Annotated in this window: 19 protein-coding genes and 1 pseudogene; 11 read left to right on the top strand and 9 right to left on the bottom strand. The window is 63.1% G+C overall.

Annotation, left to right across the window (positions count from 1 at the left end):
• Positions 1–125 precede the first annotated feature (125 nt).
• Positions 126–854: a TetR/AcrR family transcriptional regulator gene (locus AC3FJ6_RS12870; protein ID WP_488772229.1), complete on the top strand. Its 729-nt coding sequence runs from the start codon at positions 126–128 to the stop codon at positions 852–854.
• On the opposite strand, the gene AC3FJ6_RS12875 is transcribed toward AC3FJ6_RS12870, so the two are convergent.
• Positions 851–1,621, bottom strand: coding sequence for a TetR/AcrR family transcriptional regulator (locus tag AC3FJ6_RS12875; RefSeq protein ID WP_488772230.1), 771 nt, complete (start codon positions 1,619–1,621; stop codon positions 851–853). The two genes, AC3FJ6_RS12870 and AC3FJ6_RS12875, sit on opposite strands and share 4 nt — an antisense overlap.
• Positions 1,622–1,726: 105 nt before the next feature.
• Here AC3FJ6_RS12875 and AC3FJ6_RS12880 point away from each other — a divergent pair, with 105 nt between their 5' ends.
• The 4 genes from AC3FJ6_RS12880 to AC3FJ6_RS12895 are packed head-to-tail and all read left to right on the top strand — an operon-like array spanning position 1,727 to position 5,298.
• A complete protein-coding gene (locus AC3FJ6_RS12880) occupies positions 1,727–2,407 on the top strand; it encodes a paraquat-inducible protein A (protein WP_488772231.1) in 681 nt (226 codons plus the stop codon).
• Entirely contained in the window at positions 2,404–3,078 is a 675-nt protein-coding gene (locus AC3FJ6_RS12885; protein ID WP_488772232.1) for a paraquat-inducible protein A, read from the top strand. Before AC3FJ6_RS12880 ends, AC3FJ6_RS12885 begins: the two co-directional genes overlap by 4 nt.
• Positions 3,062–4,696 (top strand): PqiB family protein, encoded by a 1,635-nt coding sequence (locus tag AC3FJ6_RS12890; RefSeq protein WP_488772233.1) that lies wholly within the window; start codon positions 3,062–3,064, stop codon positions 4,694–4,696. The genes AC3FJ6_RS12885 and AC3FJ6_RS12890 overlap by 17 nt, the downstream gene beginning before the upstream one ends.
• The gene (locus AC3FJ6_RS12895; RefSeq protein WP_488772234.1) at positions 4,693–5,298 is read left to right on the top strand and encodes a PqiC family protein; all 606 of its coding nucleotides are present in this window, start codon (positions 4,693–4,695) and stop codon (positions 5,296–5,298) included. The genes AC3FJ6_RS12890 and AC3FJ6_RS12895 overlap by 4 nt, the downstream gene beginning before the upstream one ends.
• 93 nt (positions 5,299–5,391) lie before the next feature.
• Here AC3FJ6_RS12895 and AC3FJ6_RS12900 read toward each other — a convergent pair.
• The 3 genes and pseudogenes from AC3FJ6_RS12900 to AC3FJ6_RS12910 all read right to left on the bottom strand — a co-directional run.
• Positions 5,392–5,501, bottom strand: a pseudogene (locus tag AC3FJ6_RS12900) (ATP-binding protein); the annotation flags it as partial.
• Positions 5,502–5,573: 72 nt separating this feature from the next.
• The gene (locus AC3FJ6_RS12905; protein WP_488772235.1) at positions 5,574–7,274 is read right to left on the bottom strand and encodes an arylsulfatase; all 1,701 of its coding nucleotides are present in this window, start codon (positions 7,272–7,274) and stop codon (positions 5,574–5,576) included.
• 449 nt (positions 7,275–7,723) lie between these two features.
• Positions 7,724–8,017, bottom strand: coding sequence for a 3-phosphoglycerate dehydrogenase (locus AC3FJ6_RS12910; protein WP_488772236.1), 294 nt, complete (start codon positions 8,015–8,017; stop codon positions 7,724–7,726).
• An 887-nt stretch (positions 8,018–8,904) separates the two neighbouring features.
• On the opposite strand from AC3FJ6_RS12910, the gene AC3FJ6_RS12915 reads away from it, so the two are divergent.
• Positions 8,905–10,575 carry an MASE1 domain-containing protein gene (locus AC3FJ6_RS12915; RefSeq protein WP_488772237.1) on the top strand — a complete coding sequence of 557 codons (1,671 nt, stop codon included), beginning with the start codon at positions 8,905–8,907 and terminating at the stop codon, positions 10,573–10,575.
• 28 nt (positions 10,576–10,603) lie between these two features.
• Entirely contained in the window at positions 10,604–11,221 is a 618-nt protein-coding gene (locus AC3FJ6_RS12920; protein ID WP_488772238.1) for a response regulator, read from the top strand.
• Here AC3FJ6_RS12920 and AC3FJ6_RS12925 read toward each other — a convergent pair.
• Positions 11,200–12,216 (bottom strand): NAD-dependent epimerase/dehydratase family protein, encoded by a 1,017-nt coding sequence (locus tag AC3FJ6_RS12925; RefSeq protein WP_488772239.1) that lies wholly within the window; start codon positions 12,214–12,216, stop codon positions 11,200–11,202. The genes AC3FJ6_RS12920 and AC3FJ6_RS12925 overlap by 22 nt on opposite strands.
• A gap of 92 nt (positions 12,217–12,308) precedes the next feature.
• Here AC3FJ6_RS12925 and AC3FJ6_RS12930 point away from each other — a divergent pair, with 92 nt between their 5' ends.
• Positions 12,309–13,193 (top strand): LysR family transcriptional regulator, encoded by an 885-nt coding sequence (locus AC3FJ6_RS12930; RefSeq protein ID WP_488772382.1) that lies wholly within the window; start codon positions 12,309–12,311, stop codon positions 13,191–13,193.
• Between the two features lie 18 nt (positions 13,194–13,211).
• On the opposite strand, the gene AC3FJ6_RS12935 is transcribed toward AC3FJ6_RS12930, so the two are convergent.
• The gene (locus AC3FJ6_RS12935) at positions 13,212–14,138 is read right to left on the bottom strand and encodes a LysR family transcriptional regulator (protein ID WP_488772240.1); all 927 of its coding nucleotides are present in this window, start codon (positions 14,136–14,138) and stop codon (positions 13,212–13,214) included.
• A 117-nt stretch (positions 14,139–14,255) separates the two neighbouring features.
• On the opposite strand from AC3FJ6_RS12935, the gene AC3FJ6_RS12940 reads away from it, so the two are divergent.
• A complete protein-coding gene (locus AC3FJ6_RS12940; RefSeq protein WP_488772241.1) occupies positions 14,256–14,924 on the top strand; it encodes an HAD family hydrolase in 669 nt (222 codons plus the stop codon).
• A 122-nt stretch (positions 14,925–15,046) separates the two neighbouring features.
• Positions 15,047–16,192: a DSD1 family PLP-dependent enzyme gene (locus AC3FJ6_RS12945; protein ID WP_488772383.1), complete on the top strand. Its 1,146-nt coding sequence runs from the start codon at positions 15,047–15,049 to the stop codon at positions 16,190–16,192.
• A gap of 50 nt (positions 16,193–16,242) precedes the next feature.
• On the opposite strand, the gene AC3FJ6_RS12950 is transcribed toward AC3FJ6_RS12945, so the two are convergent.
• From AC3FJ6_RS12950 to AC3FJ6_RS12960, 3 genes are read right to left on the bottom strand one after another with little or no spacing between them, the layout of a single operon-like run.
• Positions 16,243–17,214: a tripartite tricarboxylate transporter substrate binding protein gene (locus AC3FJ6_RS12950; RefSeq protein ID WP_488772242.1), complete on the bottom strand. Its 972-nt coding sequence runs from the start codon at positions 17,212–17,214 to the stop codon at positions 16,243–16,245.
• A gap of 54 nt (positions 17,215–17,268) precedes the next feature.
• Positions 17,269–18,420, bottom strand: a complete 1,152-nt coding sequence (locus tag AC3FJ6_RS12955) for a CaiB/BaiF CoA transferase family protein (RefSeq protein WP_488772243.1) — start codon at positions 18,418–18,420, stop codon at positions 17,269–17,271.
• Between the two features lie 20 nt (positions 18,421–18,440).
• On the bottom strand, positions 18,441–19,412 hold the full coding sequence (locus tag AC3FJ6_RS12960; protein ID WP_488772244.1) for a hydroxymethylglutaryl-CoA lyase: 972 nt from the start codon (positions 19,410–19,412) through the stop codon (positions 18,441–18,443).
• A 129-nt stretch (positions 19,413–19,541) separates the two neighbouring features.
• On the opposite strand from AC3FJ6_RS12960, the gene AC3FJ6_RS12965 reads away from it, so the two are divergent.
• Complete coding sequence (locus AC3FJ6_RS12965; RefSeq protein WP_488772245.1) at positions 19,542–20,474, top strand: LysR family transcriptional regulator; 933 nt, start codon at positions 19,542–19,544, stop codon at positions 20,472–20,474.
• The last annotated feature ends 57 nt before the right edge of the window (positions 20,475–20,531 follow it).

Here is a 20,531-nt window from a genome sequence, read left to right on the forward strand (position 1 = left end):
GTCAGATTGACGTTTAATTTATTTTGTGTGTGCGGCCGGAGCAACCTCGTTGGGCACAAGCCTATGCGGCGGAGAAGGCGCATGGCCATGCGTGCCCGATTCCCCTGAAAGGAGAGAACCGATCCATGAGTGCGATAGAGCAGGGATTTGCCGCAGCGGGCGAGATGTGGGAGGCGACCGATCATCGTCAGCGCGTTGCGGCCAAACGGAGGCAGCGCATGCGCGCGCTGCTATTGAGCAGTACGTTGCGGTTGCTGGTGGAGAACCGCGACCCTTCGCCTTCGATCGACGACATCATCTGCGCGGCGCAGGTGTCGCGTGGAACGTTCTACAAGTACTTTCCGTCGTCCGAAGCGATCATGCGTGAACTGATAGGGAGGGTGGCCGAGCAGTGGGTACGAGAGGCAGACCCCATCGTCAGGCGCGATGACGATCCTGCCGAACACATCTCCCGCGGCATACGGCTGGCATCGATGCTGGCAGTACACCAGCCGGGTGTGGCAAGCATCCTGGGACGCTTCGGATGGTCGGGTTACCAGGCGCCGAGCATGCTGGAATTCGTGCGCCGGGACCTGGAGGATGGCGTGCGCCGCAATCGTTTCACGCCCATGCCGCTCACGCTGGCGTTCAATATCGTTACCGGCGCCGCAATGAGCGCGATGCACCGCATGCTGGAGAGCGGGTGCAAGGATGATTTTTCCGAACTGGCGGCTGCCGTGGCTTTGCGCGCCCTGGGCGTGGAGAGTACTACGGCCGACGCCATATCCAGTTCGCCGCTCAACGCCAACATCGTGCTTTTCGAGGACATGCTCGAAGCCGCGATCCTCGACCCGTCACAGGCGCGGCATGGCTAGCTGGAGGATTCGGCGAGGGCGGCGAGCTTCTGCTGCGCCGTCTTGAGCAGCGATTCCGGCGGCGCCACGAGCTTGGGAAGGGGCGCCGCGATCAACTTCGCGGCGCCGGCCGCCGATACACCGAGCGATCTCAACACCGCACGAACGATGCGTTCCGGGTAGTCCTTGGCCGTTCTGCCATTTGCAATACGCTGGACGGCGATGAGCGCCGCGCCCGTCGCCATGTCCACCCCCACGTCGGCGGCCTCCTCGTCGAACGTGCCGCGCTTCACGCCCTCCTTGATATCGGCTGGCAGATGTTCGTATATCGCGCTTTTCTTTCCGACGAGACTGAAACCCGTAGCGGCAAGGAAGCGGGCGACAACGGGATAGGCTCGCACCAGGTGCAGATACATCCGGCCGGCGGTAGCGAATCGCAGCGCTGGATCGTCGACGTCCGCCAAGACGCCCTCGATCATGTGCACCATGTCGTGACTGAGTGCGTCGCTGACGGCCGCCAGCAGATCATCGTTGGTGCGGAAGTAATTATAGAAGGAGCCCTGCGAGACACCGGCCGCCGCGATCACCTCCGGGATCACGCTGGAACCCATGCCCCGCTGCGCAAAAACGATCATCGCGCTTTCGATGAGCCGCCTGCGCATGCGCGCACGCCGTTCAGCGGCAACACGTGGACGATGGTCTTGGAATTCGGGATCGGCGGGCATCTTCAACAAGAGAAGCTTAAGTGACGGGCGATTATGGCACAGCGCAAGACGGGCATCCTGCACGCCAACCGCCCACCACCATGATTTGTAAAATAATGACTGTCATCATGACATCTTAGTCATTCTGTAGCAGAATGCCGGACTTCATCAGCTGCTCCGGGACCCGCCGTGCGTCACCCTCATTTGCCTCCGCTGCCTGCGCATCAGGATCCGGCTCGGCTGATCGCGTGCGAGCATTGCGACGCACTTCATGTCCGCACGGCACTGGGCGACGCTGAACGGGCCGTTTGCCTGCGGTGCGGTGCGGAGCTGTACCGCAACAGCACGGGGGCCTACCGCCGCCTGCTGCCGCTCGTCGTGACCGCGGTGATTCTGTTTCTGATCTCAAACATGTACCCGATCGTCGCTATGGACCTCAAGGGCACGCGCATGGAGACCACGCTATGGGGCGCGATACAAGCCCTCTACGCCGACAATATGCCGCTGGTGGCCGTGCTCGTGTTCGTCACGACGCTCCTCGTGCCTCTGGGCGAGCTGCTCATGATGGGCTTTGTGCTCCAGCCGATGGCCCGGCGCCGCATGCCTCGTGCGTTCCACCACATCGCACGCGCCATTCTGCTGACCCGCCCATGGGGCATGATCGAGGTGTTCATGATCGGCGTGCTGGTCACGCTGGTGAAGCTATCGACCGTCGCACAGGTAATGCCGGGCGTTTCGCTCTGGTCGTTCGGCGCGCTGGTGGTAGTGCTTGCCGCCATCCTGTCGTTCCCTCCGCGCGACCTCTGGCACCAGTTCGATGCGCGAAGTACGAACGGCGTGCCGGCCGTCCCTCCGGATACTGCGTCATGAGCGCAGACCGCTTGTGTTACCCCACGGCGACCGGGCAGGGCCTGCTGGCTTGTCATGCCTGCGACCTCGTCAGCCCGCTGACGCTGGAAGGTGCGCCCTGCCCGCGCTGCGGCGCCACGTTGCATCGTCGCAAGCCAGCCAGCATGGCGCGTGCCTGGGCCTTCCTGCTCTCCGCCTACCTGCTCTATATCCCGGCCAATCTGCTACCGATCATGGTGACGCAGTCGATCTTTGGCACCCAGCACGACACGATCCTGTCGGGCGTGATCTACCTGTGGCTTTCGGGCTCACACATGCTCTCTTTGGTCGTGCTGATCGCCAGCGTTGTCGTGCCGCTGCTCAAGATGATGATCCTGACGCTGCTGTTGCTGACGGTGCGCCGCCGCTCGACCTGGCGTCTTCGTGAACAGACCCGCCTCTATACGGTGGTCGAAGTCATTGGCCGATGGTCCATGCTCGATGTCTTCGTCGTCGCGTTGCTCGCCTCGCTGGTGCGCGCCGGGTCGCTGGCCACCATCACACCAGGTGCCGGAGCCCTGGCGTTTGCCTCGGTCGTCGTGCTCACCATGCTCGCCTCACTATGCTTCGATCCCCGGCTGCTGTGGGACAGCCTCGATGCGCCGCCTCTCCCACTCGATTTCTCGGTAGTCAATCATGACCGAACACTTTGATCCCGCCGCGCCATCAGCCATACCGGAGCCGGTCCGCAAGCCGCCCGCGCGCTGGCTGCCCTCGCTGGTCTGGCTGATACCCATCGTGGCCGCGGTGGTCGGCCTCTCGCTGCTCATCAGCACACTTGCATCGCGCGGGCCGGAGATCACGGTCACCTTTCGTACCGCAGAAGGCCTGACGCCCGGCAAAACCCCAGTTCGATACAAGGACGTCGATATCGGCCTGGTCAAAACGGCCCGGTTGGCGGCGGACCGCTCTCACGTGATCGCGACGATTGCTCTGACAAAGGATGCAAGGAGCTTCGCCGTGGCCGATTCGCGTTTCTGGGTGGTACGGCCACGATTTGCCATCAGCGGCGTGTCTGGGCTCGAGACGCTGCTATCCGGCGCCTATATCGGGGTCGATGCAGGCAAATCTGCCGACACCATGCACAGCTTCACCGGACTCGAAGTGCCGCCCGTGGTCACCACCGATGCCTCGGGCAGGCAGTTCGTGTTGCACGCACAAGACCTCGGCTCGCTCGATGTTGGGTCTCCTGTCTACTATCGTCGCGTCCCTGTCGGCCATGTCGTGTCCTACCAGCTCGACCCGAACGGTCACGACATCACATTGCGAGTATTTGTCGACAAGCCCTACGAGAAGCTTGTCTCCGCCGATACGCGCTTCTGGCACGCCAGCGGCGTCGACCTCAAGCTCGACGCGAACGGGTTGAAGCTGTCCACGCAGTCTCTGGTCACCGTGATGCTCGGCGGCGTGGCCTTCCAGGCGCCGGAGCACTCCACTGCGCACTCGGCGGCCGCGGAGAACACCGAATTCCTGCTGGCTGCTGACCAGTCCGAAGCCATGAAGGAGCCGGAGGAGCTTGCTCCCGCGCTGGCAGTCCTCAATTTCGACCAGTCGGTGCGTGGCCTGTCGCCGGGAGCGCCCATCGATTTCCGAGGCGTGACTGTCGGGCAGGTGCGTTCGATCGGCATCGAATACCAGCGCGACAAGAAGGCCTTCCGGATGCCGGTGGTCGTGGAACTCTATCCTTCCCGCATGGGTCTGCGCGATCAGGACGTGGCCGACGATACGCGCAAGCTCGCCATCGTGCATAGCCTGGTACAGCGCGGCATGCGTGCGCAACTGCGCACCGGAAACCTGCTGACCGGACAGCTATACGTCGCCCTCGACTTCTTTCCGAAGGCGCCTCTACCGGATGAGCTGGACCTGAACGCGTCGCCGCCGCAACTCCCCACCACGCCAGGGACCTTCGACGAGTTGCAAGCCAAGCTTGGTGACATCGTGACCAGGATCGGCAAAGTCCCGTTCGATCAGATCGGACAGGACGCGCGCACGGCGATGGTGTCGATGAACAAGATGCTGGTCAACGCAGACAAGCTCGTGGCGCAGGTCAACGGCGACGTGGCCCCGCAGGTGCTTGCGGCGCTGCAGGACGCGCGCCGCACGCTAGCAACGGCCAATGGCGCGCTGGCGCCCGACGCGTCACTGCAGCAGGACACCCGCCGGATGATGCAGGAACTCACGCGGGCCGCCGCTTCGTTGCGCACGCTCACAGACTATCTCGAGCGGCATCCGGAAGCGCTCTTGCAGGGAAAGAGGGAAGAGAAACAATGACACGTTCCAGCATACTAATTCCGCTGGTCATCGCGGCTACAGTCATGATCAACGGCTGCGCGTCGCCCGAGCCACGCTATTACACATTGGCAGCACGTTCATCCGACACAGCAAGGGCCGCACCGGGAAGCGCGGGCCGTACACCCGAGCCGCGATGGATCGAGGTCAGGCCAGTGCGTGTCCCCGAGCGCCTGAATCGCGCGCAGTTGGTAGTGAGCGACGGCGCTGACGGTGGTGTGAAGTTGCTTGACACATCTCGCTGGATGTCTCCATTACCGGACGAGCTTCGCGATGCACTGTCGCAGCGTTTGCAGTCTAGTCTTGACGCGGTCGATATCTACCAGCACGGCCTGCCGGCCACCCAGCCAGCCGTTCGCGTGACCGCCGAGGTAGTCATCCTCGACGCCGACCTGGGAAAGCGGGCCGCAGCAACCATCGCCTGGACCGTGAAGCGCCTGCCAGACGGCAAGACCCTGAGTGGCCGTACCGAAGCCGAGGTGCCTGCACCCGGGCAAGTGGATGGCGTGGTGAATGCTTATCGGCAAATCCTGGCCGCAACGGCAGCCGACATAACAACCAGCGTGCTGGCCCTTGAGCGATAGACAAGAAGCATCGGGCGCGTTGGATAAGATGAACCGGACGCTTCGGGTGGTTGCGCCACAGGTCTCTGCCCGCTTCCGGCGTCGGTCGCACTGTATGGTGAACGTGCTTCCTTGTCCGGGTCCAGCGCTGGTGGCGCTAATTGATCCAGCATGCTTTTCGATGATCGATTTGCAAGAGACAGGCCGATCCCCAGGCCGCCGGTTGCGCTATAACCGGGTTCGTCGACTTGAGTGGTTGCCCGGAGGGTGTCCGGCCAACCACGCCACGGCAACTATTACCTGGCTCCTGCCTTGTTGATGGACTGCATCACCGCTTCCGTCATCTGGTCGATCGTGAAGCTGGCTGGCCTCTGGCTTGGCGGATAGTCCTTGAACGTTTGGAGGAATGGCCCCACGCGCGACGATGCATAACTGATCATGTACGCGTTCTTTGCCGTCCAGTCGTAATATTGGTCGGAAACGATGTCCGCCCGCTCGTAGGGGTCCATGCGCAGGTTGAACGCCTTCGGCACGCGCAAGCACGTGAACGGGTTGGCCCACACTTCGAAGCCGCCAGGATGCCGCTGCTCACAGAAAACGAACTTCCAGTCGTTGTGCCGCATCGCCACTAATACGCCATCGTCGTTGAAGTAGAAGAAATCCTGGCGAGGGCCGGTGTTCGTCTGTCCGGTCAAGTATGGCAGGAAGTTATAGCCGTCCAGATGCACCTTGAAGGTCTTTCCGCCAATGCTCGCACCCTTTAGCAAGCGATCCTTGATGTCGGTATCGCCGGCAGCCGCAAGCAAGGTCGGGAACCAGTCGAGCCCCGAGATCATGGTCGTCGACACGGTGCCGGGCTTGATCCGGCCCGGCCACCGGATCAGTGCCGGAACGCGGAACGCACCTTCCCAGTTGGTATCCTTCTCGCTTCTGAACGGCGTGGTCGCGGCGTCCGGCCACGACCACTGATTGGGGCCATTGTCGGTTGTGTAGATCACGATCGTATTGTCCGCAACCTTCAGATCGTCGAGCGATTTGAGAAGCTTGCCGACATCTCCATCGTGCTCAAGCATGCCATCGGCGTATTCATTACCGGGCATGCCACTCTGGCCTTGCATGGAGTCGCGGACATGCGTGAAGGCATGCATGCGTGTCGTGTTCATCCACACGAAAAACGGTTTATCGGCCTTGACCTGCTTTTCCATAAAGCCGATCGCAGCCGCGGTGGTTTCGTCGTCGATCGTCTCCATGCGCTTGCGGTTAAGGGGGCCGGTGTCGTCAATCTTGCCGTCCGCGAAGGAATGGAGAACGCCGCGCGGGGCGTTTGCCTTGACCCAGGCCGTGTCGTTCTTCGGGTAGTAGGGGCGCTCAGGCTCCTCTTCCGCGTTCAGGTGGTAGAGGTTGCCAAAGAATTCGTCGAAGCCGTGTGCGGTAGGCAAGTACTCGTTCCTGTCGCCCAGGTGGTTCTTGCCGAATTGACCCGTTGCATAGCCAAGCGGCTTCAGTGCCTGGGCGATGGTCACGTTCTGCGCCTGCAAGCCGATCGGCGAGCCAGGGATGCCGACCTTCAGCAAGCCCGTGCGCAAGCCACTTTCGCCAGTAATGAAAGTAGAGCGCCCCGCTGTACAGCTGTTCTCGCCGTAGTAGTCCGTCAGCATCATCCCTTCGGCGGCAATGCGGTCGATATTGGGAGTTCGGTAGCCAACCACGCCGTGGCTGTAGGCGCTGATGTTGGCCTGACCGATGTCATCCCCGAAAATGACCAGTATGTTTGGCTTCTTGCCAGACGGCGAGGTGGCTGCCAACGCGGGCGCGGAAGCGGCAGGCACCGGCACGTTGGCCGCCACGGGCGGATTCTCCCTGGCTGGCACAGGCGCAGCCGCGCTGGACTCCGGCGCCGGAGCGGGCGCTTGTGCCGCCGGCTGCTGTGTCTTTGGGGACTCGTCCTTCTTGCCACACCCCGTGATCGCGAGGACCGCTGCCAGCGTGGCCAGCATCAACAAGCTGCAGCCCGTCTGTGTCGCCCTCCCTTCCTTGCCTCGATGCATTTCCCGCCTCCCTTCGTTGTCCACCGTCGGTTTGTTACTGCTTTCATCGCCTGTTGCACAACAGCATTGCGGTCATTGCGCCGCACACGAATGCGGCGCGGGCAAAGCACAGTGAAAGTGCCCTCCCGGGCCACGTCGAGGACTGAAAGCCGGCGCCCCGCGCGTGACTTTCCCTCCGCAAAACAAGAATCTCGCGCGGAATGCACCTTGAGGCTATCGTTGCAGAAGACAACGCCAAGCGGAATTCAGAATTTTCTGACCGAGATCTTAGTGATCTTTGAATGCGACACGTGCCGCGGGCGAAGCGATGGGCACAGCGCGAACGGCCGCAGCCATCATCGGCGAGGAGTATCGCGCGTTGGCGGCGAGGAATTTTCTGCCATCTTGGGCGATGACATTCAAGCGGCTGCTTGCGGACTCCCCGTTGGCCTGCCCCGACTGGTTCGCAAATAGGCGGCACCCGCCTCGCTGACTTTCACTTCAGCGCCGCCGGGTGAATGGATGCGTGTCAGATAACCTCGCGCGTTGGCTTCTTCCCAAACCGGCAGACGGGGGCACGAGGTACGCCAGGCTTCGATGACCTCGATGTAAGGTCGTGCATCGGGTCCGATCCATTCCAGAAGATCAAGGACCAGAGACTCGACGGTATCGTATGAGTCCGTTTCGGCGTGACGGAATGGAAGATCGGTCATGGCAGCGCTCCGGTTCCAACTCAGGCGCTACCAGTATAGGTTTAGGAAGAGGGCATCCTGATTCGGCGCTATCCCCCCATTATCTGGGGCGTCCCCAGATGTCGGGGCGTCCGCCTAATCAAGTGTTGGCACGGGGGTGCCTTTTGTGCTGAGGGCGCGGCTTGAGCCGCGCCGGTAGCAGCACGAACCCCGGAGCGACATGCTGAACGATGGCCTGAGACGGCCGTCTGGGGATTCACCATGCTCGTACGTCATGCTCCATCGGTGAACGCATCTCTCCTGTCCGTGACGCGCGCGCCATCGGAGAACACATCGAACTTTGACGTCAGCCCGCCATCGCTATAGGGATCCCGCGGGCCCACCGTGTTGGCGCCGTCGGTGTAGACATCCCGCGACCCCACCCCCGCATAGGCCACACCAGCGGTGAGTGCCGCGCTCGCCGCTGCGAGCAAGAAGATTGTTCTTACCATTTTTCACCCCCATTAACGTGGTTGGAAGAACGCCCGAAGCTCAGTTTGTGCCGCTCAACTTCGTACCCGTCAATGTAGGCGTCAACCACGCGTACGCGTATGGGGAACTTGTCCGAAAAGCTCCTAGGGGAACGCCCTATTCGTGGAGTTCCGCGCCACATCCGTGCGAACAGGAATCGAATCGGGGGGGCAGCACGGGAAAATCCGCCATGAGAATCCGGTTTGCCGCCAAATCTGCATGACACGTTGAATCGATCCTTACCCCCATTGGGAATCTGGCATAAATTCTAAGGAGTTTTTTTGCTGCGCCCGTGCCAGCGTGCTTGGCAAAGGCGTAATACCGCGCACAACCGCCGTCATTGTGGCCGAGAAGAAGCCTGAAGTTCCGAAGGTCTGCCACATGATTGGAAGCAAGCCATGCAGAACATCACGCAATCCGCGCGGTCCCATCCCTTTATTAGTACTGCACTTGTCGCCCTGGCGTACTTCGCCGGTGCAAAGGTCGGACTTTCCTATGCGATGGTGGGAGGCGCCGTGTCTCTCGTCTGGCCCTCCAGCGGGATCGCTCTGGCTGCCCTGCTCGTTCTGGGTATCCAGGGGGCTCCCGGAATCGCGATCGGCTCGGTTGCAGCCAACATGTCGGTGGGCGTGCCAACTCGGGTGGCGCTGGTCATCGGGCTTGGCGCGATGACCGCGTCCCTGCTGGGGTGGCTTTCATTGACGCAGTTTGTGCGATTCCGGTGCACCATGGATCGCAGCAAGGACGTCATCGCCTTTATCGTCCTGGGTGCGACGACCAGTACGACAGTGAGCGCGCTCATCGGCGCCAGTGCGCTCGTTGCAGCGGGGCTCGCGCATCCCGGCGAATTCGCCCCTGCCCTTCTGCAGTGGTGGCTCGGGGACATGATGGGCGTTCTGGTCGTGGCTCCTGCGCTCCTGACATCGATCTCGTATCCAAACCCCATTCACTCCGCCAAACTGGCCTCGGAAGCGTGTGCACTTGCCCTTGCGACGGCGTGGATCAGCTATCTCATCTTCGGCTCCGGCGAACTCGCAGGGCATGGGTACTATCCTGCTGCCCTGGCGGTGTTCCCGTTCACCATCTGGGCAGCATTGCGCTTCGACCACTGGGGCACATGCCTCTCGACATTGCTTGTTTCGATCATCGCCATCTGGGGCACCACACGTGGCACCGGTCCCTTTGCAGCCGCAACGTCGGTGGACAGCCTGGTCAGATGGTGCGCATTTGCCAACGTCGTGGCCCTTACCGGGCTGCTGCTCGTGGCAGCACATGCCCAGGAAAAGCGAATCCAGTGGCTCCTGCTCGCCTCCCACGTCATGCTGGAGACGCGCGTACAAGAACGAACCCATGAACTCGAGCGCGCGAACCAGGAGTTGAGGAAGGAGATCGCGCGACGCCGCCTGCTCGAGGCCGAACTGATCCAGAGCGGCGATCTGCAGCAGAGGCTCATCGGCCAGGAGTTGCACGATGGCCTTGGCCAGCATCTCACCAGCCTGGACTTCTACTGTGTGGCGCTGAGCGAGGAATTGCAGAAGCATCGCCATCCCGCAGCCCCCAGCGCAGAGAAGATCGTCGAACTGGTCAAGCAGGCCGCTCTGATGACCCGCAAGGTCGCGCACGGCCTGGATCCTGTCGCAATGGAAGCAGGTGGCTTGACCGCTGCCCTGCAAGCCCTGGTCACGACAACGCGTTCGGTCAACGGCATCGACTGCGCGCTCCAGGTCAAGTCAGCGGCGGACTTCCTGGCGCCGCCGATGCAAAACCATCTCTTCCGCGCGGCACAGGAAGCGGTCAACAATGCGCTCAAATACAGCCACGGCAGCCACATATGGATCGAGCTCGATCGCGACAGCGGTTTCCAGCAACTCTCTATCAGTGATGATGGCGTCGGTCTCGCCGAGGACCAGCTGGCACATGGCACAGGGCTGGGACTGCACAACCTGCGCCATCGGGCGAGTCTGCTTGGGGGCTCGTGCACGGTCTCCTGCAATAGCTGGGGCGGCACCACGGTCGCAATCCGCTTCCCGATACCGGAGAGCCCGGACGATGCAAGGAACATCATATAGCCCGCATCGTGCGGTCCAGATCCTTATCGTGGATGACCATCCTATTATCCGGGAAGGGCTGACCCACTTGCTGCATTCACATGAGAACCTGCACGTTTGCTGCGTGGCCGGCAGTGCCGAAGAAGCATTGACGGCTGTCGCCTGCAAGCCCGACCTGGCCATCGTGGATCTCAGCCTGCAGTCGAACTCCGGCCTGGACCTCGTCAGGCATTTCAGGCAGCACCATCCGACGCTGGCGATCCTCGTTCTCAGCATGCACGACGAAGCCCTGTTCGCCGAGCGTGCATTGCGGGCCGGCGCCAACGGGTATCTCATGAAGCTCGGGGCCACGGAACACATCCTGAACGCCATCCGAGAGGTACTCGCCGGAAACGTCTACTTGAGCGCAGCGATGCATGAGAAGCTCGCGCGCACGCTGACAACGCCGACCAAAGCGCCCACGAGCGCCATCGCCCACCTGTCAGAGCGGGAATTCGAGGTCCTGCACCTGATCGGACTTGGCTTCAGTACACGTGAAATTGCCGAGAAAATGAGTCGCAGTATCAAGACCATCGAAGCTCACCAAGCCAACATCAAGCAGAAGCTGGGCATCCGAAGTGGCAAGGAACTGATGCGCTTCGCAATTCAGTGGCTCGAAGGCCAGTAGGCCGAGGCGGCCTGAACGACTGCGCTCGACGGATCGATGCACCCCATGCCGTGCAACGTCGCCTCAATGGCACGATCGAGCGGCGTGTGTGGTTCCTGTCCGAGCACGGATAGCAGCTTGTCGTTTGTCATGCGCACCGGCTTCTGCCATAGGTAACGCATCTCGCGCATCTCGCGGAAAGTGGTGACGAAGGGCGAGGCGACACTGAGCAGCCACCACGGGAACGGGCGCAGTATTGGCACACGGCCGCCACGACGAACCACGACGCGGCGAATGGCTTCGGCCATCTGCATGCCGTCCTCATCCCAATGCCCTGCCATGTGGAACGCCGCAAACGGTTCCAGCGATTCTCGCCGCGCGAGCAGTTCCACCATCGTGCGCGCCACGTCGGGCAGATACGACCACTGATGCCCAATGCCCTTTCGGCCGGGAAGATTGATGACGGTAACGGCCCGGCCCGGTTTGACCATTGCCTGGGAGAACCAGCTATTGCCAGGTTTCGGGCCAAAGAAGTCACCCGCACGAACCACTATCGTACGCACGCCGCTGGCCGTGGCCAAACGCAGACGCCGTTCCAGTTCGACGCGGATGCCTCCCTTGCGCGTGAGCGGATGCTGGGGCGAGCCTTCATGCGGGTCCGGGAAGGCGTCCGGACCGAAGTTATAGACGGTACCGGGCAGCAAGATGGTGGCGCCTTGTGTTGTCGCCGCGGCGATCGTATTGTCGAGCATGGGCAGCACCAGTTCTGCCCAGCGGCGGTAACCCTGCGGATTCACCGCATGCACGATCACCGAGCACCCCTGCGCGGCCGCCATGACATCCTCTCGGCGCATTGCATCACCGGCGATCCAGGTGATGCCATCATCAGTCGCCGGGACGTGTTGGCTTCGCGTGAGCCCGCGCACACTCCAGCCCGCGTCCCGAAGCTGCCGGGCGACCTCACTACCGATGCCGCCTGTAGCGCCAAGAACCAATGCTGTCTTGTCGGTTTGCATATCGAATCTCCCCTTGAACATGGGGAGCATTTTCAATGCACCGTCGTTATAATAAAATTGTCGAACATCGTATATCTGATATACATTTTTGTATGGGAACGGAACCTAGCTGGGAACTCTATCGCTCTTACCTCTGTGTGCTGCAGGAAGGCTCGCTGTCTGGCGCCGCACGCGCTCTGGGGCTCGCCCAACCGACAGTGGGTCGCCATGTCGAAGCACTGGAGAAGTCCCTGGGGCTCACCCTCTTCACCCGCTCGCAGACGGGGCTGCTCCCAACTCCGGCCGCGCTCGAACTCAAGCCCTACGCCGAGGCCATGAGCACTTCCGCAGCCGCACTGATGCGCGCCGCGGAAAGCCAGGGCGACGTCAAGGGAACCGTGCGCATCAGCGCGAGCGAAGTCATGGGCGCCGAGGTTCTGCCTCCTATCGTGGCGCAACTACAGGCGGCGCACCCGGGACTCAAGGTCGAACTCGCGCTGACGAACCGTGTCCAGGACCTGCTGCTGCGCGAAGCCGACATTGCCGTTCGCATGACGCGCCCGAACCAGGACGCCTTGCTTGCCCGGCGCATTGGCGTCGTCCAACTGGGCCTGCATGCGCACCGACACTATTTGAGCAAACGGGGAATCCCCGAGAAGCCGGCCGAGCTGGCAATGCATGCGTTGATCGGTTTCGACGAGGAGACGCCGTTCCTGCGAGCGGGAAGCAAGACGCTCCCGGGCTGGCGCCGGGATGCCTTTACGGTGCGCACGGACAGCGACCTCGCTCAATTCGCACTGATCCGCGCAGGCGCAGGCATTGGCGTCTGTCAGGTTGCACTGGCTCGGCGCTATCCTGACCTTGTGCGCGTGATGCCCGACGACTTCACGTTTCCACTCGAAATGTGGGTCGCGATGCATGAGGACCTGCGCCACAGCGCGCGCTGCAAGGTTCCGTTCGACGCCCTGTGTGCGGGCCTGGAACACCACGCCGCCTGAAGGCGCTCCGCGCGCACCTCACTGCATTTCCGCCCTGTCGCCGCCCAAGGCCTCTTCCAGGAATTGCATCACTGCTTGTACACGGGCCGTACGTCCGCGACGCGTCGGCACCAGCAATGTCACCGGCGCGCTGTCGAACTCCCAGTCAGCCAGCACCCGCACCAGTCTGCCGCGCGCGACAGCGTCGGCCACGTCCCATTCCGAACGGAGCACCAGTCCCAGGCCCTGCTCTGCCCACTGGCGCGCAATACTGCCGTCATTGCTGGTGTAGGCCGCCACGACACGCACGGTCTCTCGTGCCCGGGATCGCCGCCCTGCGCTGGCGTCCGGCCAACGGAAGCGCCACAGCGTCGCGTCCTCGTCGTTCTCCCGGATGCAGATGCAGGCGTGCGAGAGCAAGTCGCGGGGCTCCGCGGGCGTGCCGTGCTGGCTCAAGTAGGCCGGGCTGGCGCACAGCCAGCGCGCATTGGGTGCCAGTGTGCGGGCGATCCAGGATGAATCGCGTACCGCGCCGATGTGGACCACGGCATCCGAGTCGTGGCGGTCTGGCCAGGGAGTCTCATGCAAATCGAGCTGCAAGCGCAAGCCCGGATGGGCCAGCGCAAAACGCCCCAGCAGGGGGGCGATATGGTGCCGTCCGTAGCCAAAGGGAGCGGCAATACGGAGCGTTCCCGTGAGTCGGCTGTCCTCCCTCCTGAAAGACTCGGGAAGCTCATGGAGCTGAGCCAGCAGCGCCGCACTCTCACGGGCGAAGCGTTCGCCTTCGGGCGTCAGGCTCAACCGCCTGGCAGTGCGGGTGGCAAGCGCAAGGCCCAGGATGGACTCCAGCTTGCGCAGGCGCGCAGACAATGCCGGCGGCGTCACATTCAGCGCGCGCGCCGCTGCGCTAAGCGAGGGCGACTGTGCCAGCGCCTCGACCAGGCGCAGGTCCTCGATCTGGATCATTCACTTCAGCTTAACGATTGATGTTCCGGGATTTAACCACGAGCCACACTATCGTTTCTACACTGGGAACCTCTGACGACAGTGCGCCGCTGCGCAAACCTCTCGTAAAAGGATCTCATGGACAAAGTCGCTCCCCGCCTTTCGCCGGCCTGGCCGCGTGCCGTGCTTTTCGACCCGCTCACCGCATTGCTGGACTCCTGGACCCTCTGGAATTCGGCGGCCGGGTCCGAGGCCGCGGGCCGCGCCTGGCGGGCCGAATACCTGCGGAGGACCTACGGCTGCGGCGCCTACGTGAGTTATGAACGACTGGTGCAGGAAGCGGCCGAACACGTCGGCTTGCCCTGGACGGCCCCGCAGGCGCTGGAAGCGCACTGGGACGAATTACCACCGTGGGACGGCGCGCGCGAGTTGCTGCAGGCACTGCGGCCGCATTGCAAACTGGCAGTCGTGACGAACTGCTCCGAGCGCCTGGGGCAGCGCGCTGCCGCCCTGTTGGGAGTCGACTGGGATGCCGTGGTCACTTCCGAGACGGCCGGCTACTACAAGCCCGATCCGCGCCCGTACCAGCTTGCCCTGGAGGCACTCCGCGTGCAGGCACCCGATGCCGCCTTCGTGGCCGGTTCCGGCTATGACATGTTCGGTACCTCACCGGTGGGATTGCGCACGTATTGGCATAACCGCATCGGCCTCGCGCTGCCTGCCGGTGCGCCCGCGCCGGAAGTCGAGTATTCGACCCTGCCTTCGGCACTGCCGTGGTTGCGGTCCTTTCGTGCTGCAAGCCGCTAAGACGCTCCGCTATGGCCCCTCGCACTCTGCGGCGTCGGGCCTCATCTCGCGTGGCCTGCGCAAAGACGTACCGGCACTAAAGGCCAAGCGCCAATACATGGACTGACAAGATCATGGACGACATGAACACTTCCTCCACGTCGCTAATGAAGTTGGAAACTCCCGCAGCAGTCATCGACACCTCGCGCATGCATCGGAACATACAACGGATGCAGGCACGCATGGACGCGCTTGGCGTGCGCTTCCGTCCCCACGCCAAGACCAGCAAGTGCTCGCAGGTCGTACGCGCGCAGATCGCAGCAGGGGCCAGCGGCATCACCGTCTCCACACTGAAGGAAGCGGCCCATTTCTTTGACGACGGCATCACCGACATCCTCTACGGCGTGGGCATGGTGGCCAACAAGCTGCCCCAAGCGTTGGCGCTCCGCCGCCGGGGCTGCGACCTGAAGATCGTGACCGACAGCGTGGATTCTGCGCGCGCCATCGTTGCCTTCGGCGCGGAAAACGGCGAGGTCTTCGAAGTCTGGATCGAGATCGATACCGACGGCCATCGCTCCGGCATCCGCCCGGATGAACCAGCACTCCTCGATGTCGCGACCGTGCTGCACGAAGGCGGCGCGCGTCTTGGTGGCGTGATGACGCACGCGGGTTCCAGTTATGAACTCGATACGCCGGAGGCACTTGCCGCGATGGCGGAGCAGGAGCGGGCCGGCTGCGTTCACGCCGCCGATCGACTGCGCGAAGCCGGCCTGCCCTGCCCGGTGGTCAGCGTCGGCTCCACGCCGACGGCGCTCTCCGCGAACCACTTGCAAGGCGTGACCGAAGTACGCGCCGGCGTTTACGTCTTCTTCGACCTCGTCATGCACAACGTGGGCGTTTGTTCGACCGAAGACATCGCACTGAGCGTGATCACCACCGTGATCGGACACCAAGCCGACAAAGGCTGGGCCATCGTCGATGCGGGTTGGATGGCCATGAGCCGCGATCGCGGCACGCAGAACCAGAAACGCGACTTCGGCTATGGCCAGGTGTGCGGAGTCGATGGTGCAGTCATTCCGGGCTACATCCTCCGTGGCGCAAATCAGGAACATGGCATCCTGTCGCGCGCGGATGCGACGGATACCGACATCGCCAGGCGTTTCCCGATCGGCACACGGCTGCGCATCCTGCCAAACCACGCATGTGCCACGGGCGCGCAGTTTCCCTCGTACCAGGCTCTCGCCGACGAGGGCGAGATCGCTGAATGGCACCGCTTGCATGGCTGGTAATCAAACCAGGCGCGAAAGCCGGTAGATGGACATGTTCTCGGTGGGATGGATTATTCGACTTTGACGTTGGCCTTCTTCACCAGGCCGGCGTAACGGTCGGCTTCAGTACGGAAGAACTGGGCGGCCGCCTCGGGAGATCCGGGCTTGATGGCGGTGGCCTGCTTCTTCAGGGCTTCGACCACCTCGGGGCTGGAGAACGCCGTGGCAAAGGCATCATGTATCCGCTTCACATCGGCGGGCTTCATGTTGGCGGGGCCCACGACGGCGAACCAGCCTTCGACGTGGTAATCGGGCAGGCCCTGCTCCGCGATGGTCGGCACATCGGGGGCAACGGGCGAACGCGCATCGCCACACACGCCAATGGCACGCAAGGTGCCGGCCTTCAGGTAAGGCAACGCGGCATTGAGTGCCACCACACCCATGTCCACCTGCCCGCCAAGCAGGTCGGTCACCATCGGGCCAGTGCCCTTGTAGGGGATGTGATTGGCCTTGGCGCCGGCTTCGCTCAGGAACATCTCGCCGGCAAGATGGATGATCGTGCCGTTCCCCGACGACGCATAGTTGTAGGCATCGGGCTTCGCCTTGAGCAGCGCCACCAGTTCCTTGACGTTCTTCGCGGGGACTTTCGGATTGACCACCAGCACGAGCTGGGTGGCGCCGATTACGCTGATCGGCGTCACGTCCTTGATCGGGTCGAAGGGCATCGACTTGAATACGCTCGGATTGATCACGTGATTGTTCGACACCAGTCCCAGCGTCAGGCCGTCGGGTTGCGCCTTGACCACGGCGGCCGCACCGGTGATGCCACCTGCTCCGGGCAGGTTCTCGATCACCACGGGTTGCCCCATGGCCTTGCCCAGCGCAGGGCCAGCGGTACGGGCGATGGCATCGACGCCGGAACCCGCGCTGATCGGCAGGATCAGCCGCACCGGCTTGCCGCCTTGAGCCAGCGCGGGCAACGCGGTGCAGAGCAGAAAGCCTGTGGCAGCCGCCACGGCCCTCCAGTGGGGGCGTGAAATCATGGTTGTCTCCGTCTTTTTTATGGGAACAGCGGTAAGGCAATTTCGGGGCCTGGCTCAGTCACCTGGCCTTGTCATGCGTCCCAACACTTCGTCGTTGTGCTCGCCGGGCCTGGGCAACGGATGCCTGACTCCCGGGCGCCTGCCGCCCATCAACAGCGGCAACAGGACCGTGGGCGCCATCGAGCCGTCGTCCATCTGCATCGGCACCAGCCCGCCACTTTCCTTCAGGTGTGGATCGTCGAGCAACTGGTCAGGGCGGACGATCGGCGCATAAGGGATGCCTGCGGCCTCGAGTTTGGGCATCAATGCTTCGGGGCGATGGTGCTGAAGAATGATGCCCAGTTCTTCCAGCAACTGGGGCCGCACTGCCACACGGGACGCGTTATCGCGGTACTCGGGCCGGTGGACCAGTTCTGCATGCCCTAGCACGTTGCAGAGCGTAACGAACTGCTTGTCGCTGACCGCACCGATGAAGAGTTGCTCGCCGTTGGCCAGCGTGAACACGTCATAGACGCTCCACGCCGACACGCGCGACGGCATCGGCGGCGGTGCCTCGCCCGTCATCGCAAACTGCTGCATATGCTGCGACGCCAGGAACACGCAGTTTTCGAACAGCGCGCTCTGGATCTCCTGTCCTCGGCCGGTACGATCACGTTCGCGCAGCGCGGCCAGCACGCCGATGGCGCCGAACATGCCGCCCATGATGTCGTTGACCGACGTCCCCGCGCGCAGCGGCCTGCCCTTCGGCCCGGTCATGTAGGACAGGCCGCCCATCATCTGCACGACTTCATCCAGCGCCAGCCGTTTTTCGTACGGTCCGGGCAGGAAGCCCTTGTGGGAAACGTAGATCAGGTGCGGGTACCTTGCCGACAGCGTTGCGTAGTCGAGACCGAGCTTTTCCATCAGGCCGGGCCGGAAATTTTCCAGCAGCACATCGCTCTGCCCGGCCAGTTCGGCCGCGGCCGCGCGCCCTTCTTCGGTCGTGATGTCCAGCACCACGCTCTTCTTGTTGCGGTTGAAGGCGCGAAAGAAGCCGATGCCCAGCCCCGGAAGGTTGCGGGTCTTGTCACCACCGGGCGGCTCCACCTTGATGACCTCGGCGCCCAGGTCGGCCAGGATCATGCCGCAGGTGGGCCCCATCACCATGTGGGTAAATTCGACGACACGGATGCCGGCCAACGGCAGCGATGTGTTCTCTTGTTGCATGGTACGGTCCAGGATGTCGATCAAGCCACCGCGCGATGGGCGCCGGCAGCAAAGGTTTTGGGCAATCCGGCGCGCCAGAGCGTGCCGTGCAGCGTTTCCCCGGCAAGCCAGCCTTTCACCTGCTGTCGCAATGCCAGCAGTGCATCGATATCGACGCCCGTCTCGATGCCCATGCTGCCGAGCATGTACGCCAGGTCTTCGGTCGTCACGTTGCCGCTGGCGCCGGGCGCGTGCGGGCAGCCGCCGATGCCGGCCAGGCAGGCATCGAAGCGCGTGACGCCGGTTTGCATGGCCGCCAGCACATTGGCCAGGCCCAGTCCGCGCGTATCGTGGAAATGGCCGCACCAGAAGCGGTCGCCGGCCATCGCGACGGCCCGCTCGAACAGTTCACGCACCATGCGCGGATCGGCGTAGCCAACCGTGTCGGCCAGGCTCACGCGATCGGCGCCCGCGTCGAGCAACGCCTGCATCAGCCGCAGCACCTCATCGGGCGCCACGCGACCCTGTAGCGTGCAGCCAAAGGCCGTGCCCACGCCACCTTCGATCAGCGTCCTCGACCCCGCGGCGTCGCGCGCCGCGCGGATACGTGCCACCTCGGCCACCACTTCGTTGGGGGTCTTACGCAGATTGGCAAGGCTATGCGCGTGGCTGGCGGACAACGGCACGATCATCAGGTCGGCACCGCTGGCGATGGCATCCTGGGCGCCGCGCAGGTTGGGCACGAGCACCGAGACGAACAGCCCCGGCAGCGTGCGGGCGAACGCCACCAGCTCGGCGGTATCGGCCAATTGCGGCAACAGTCGTGCGGGGACGAACGAGCCCACCTCGATCTCGCGCTGGCCTGCGGCGTGGGCAGCACGAATCCAGGTCTTCTTGTGTTCGGTGGGGACGATGGTCCGGATACTTTGGAGCCCGTCACGCAATCCGACCTCACGGATTACGGCGTGCAGCGGCCAGGCGGCCAGTTTCTGGTGTTGCGATGCAGGGGTCATGGCTTGCGGCGAGACGCCGGGAAGAGACAGGCGATACCTGCCACTCTATGCCGTTCCAAAAACAATCGGAAGCGATCTTCTGCCATCGCTATCGTTCCATATCGGAACGTCTGAGCCTACAATCCAGGCATGCGAGATCTCGACCTGACCACCCTCCGGCTATTCGTCGCCGTGTGCGAAACCCAGAACATCGCACGCGCTGGCGAGCAGCAACATATCGTGGCATCCGCCATCAGCAAGCGGCTGGCGCAGCTTGAGGAGACGGTCGGCACAAGCCTGCTGGACCGCCGCCGCCGTGGCGTGGTGCCTACCGCCGCCGGCGAAATTGTGCTGACTCATGCACGCGCAATGCTGGCCGCAGCCGACCGCGTGGCGCGGGACATGGCTGACTTTGGCTCGGGCATTCGGGGTCAGGTGCGCCTGCTGGCGACCGTATCGTCGATGGCAGAATCGCTGCCGGACGACATCGCCGCCTTCCTGCAGATCCCGGGTCATCAGGATGTTGGCATCACGATCGAGGAAAGCCTGAGCATCGACGTTGTGCGGTCGCTGCGCGAAGGCTCGGCACCACTGGCGATTTGCTGGGATGCGGCCGACCTCGAAGGATTTCAGACCCGCCCGTATCGGACAGACCATCTGGCAGCGATCGTGCATGGTTCGCATCCGCTCGCCCGGGCTGACAATTGCGCATTCGCGCAGACGCTGGATCATCGGCATATCGGCATGCCGGCGCAAACAGCCGTCCAGACCATGCTGAATCGACATGCCGCAATTCTCGGCCGACGTATCGACTACCGGGCAGTCGTATCCACATTCGATGCCGCGCTGCGCTGCGTTCGCGCAAATCTGGGATTGGCCATCCTCCCGCAGGAAATTGCGGAACCCGTTGCGCAGGCACTCGGTATTCGCGCAATCCCCTTGCGCGACGACTGGGCCCGCCGCCGGTTTGCCATTTGCTCGCGCGACTTCGATACGCTGTCGCCGGTCGCAAAGATGCTGGTGGATTTTCTGGAGGCTCGGGCAAATCCACAGACCGGCGTTACGCGACGTGGAGATTCGTGAGGCGCCGTTCGTGGCATTGATCCAGTCGAACGACTGCGATCGGCCAGTTCTTCCCGT

This window comes from Cupriavidus sp. 94F1, assembly GCF_057798875.1.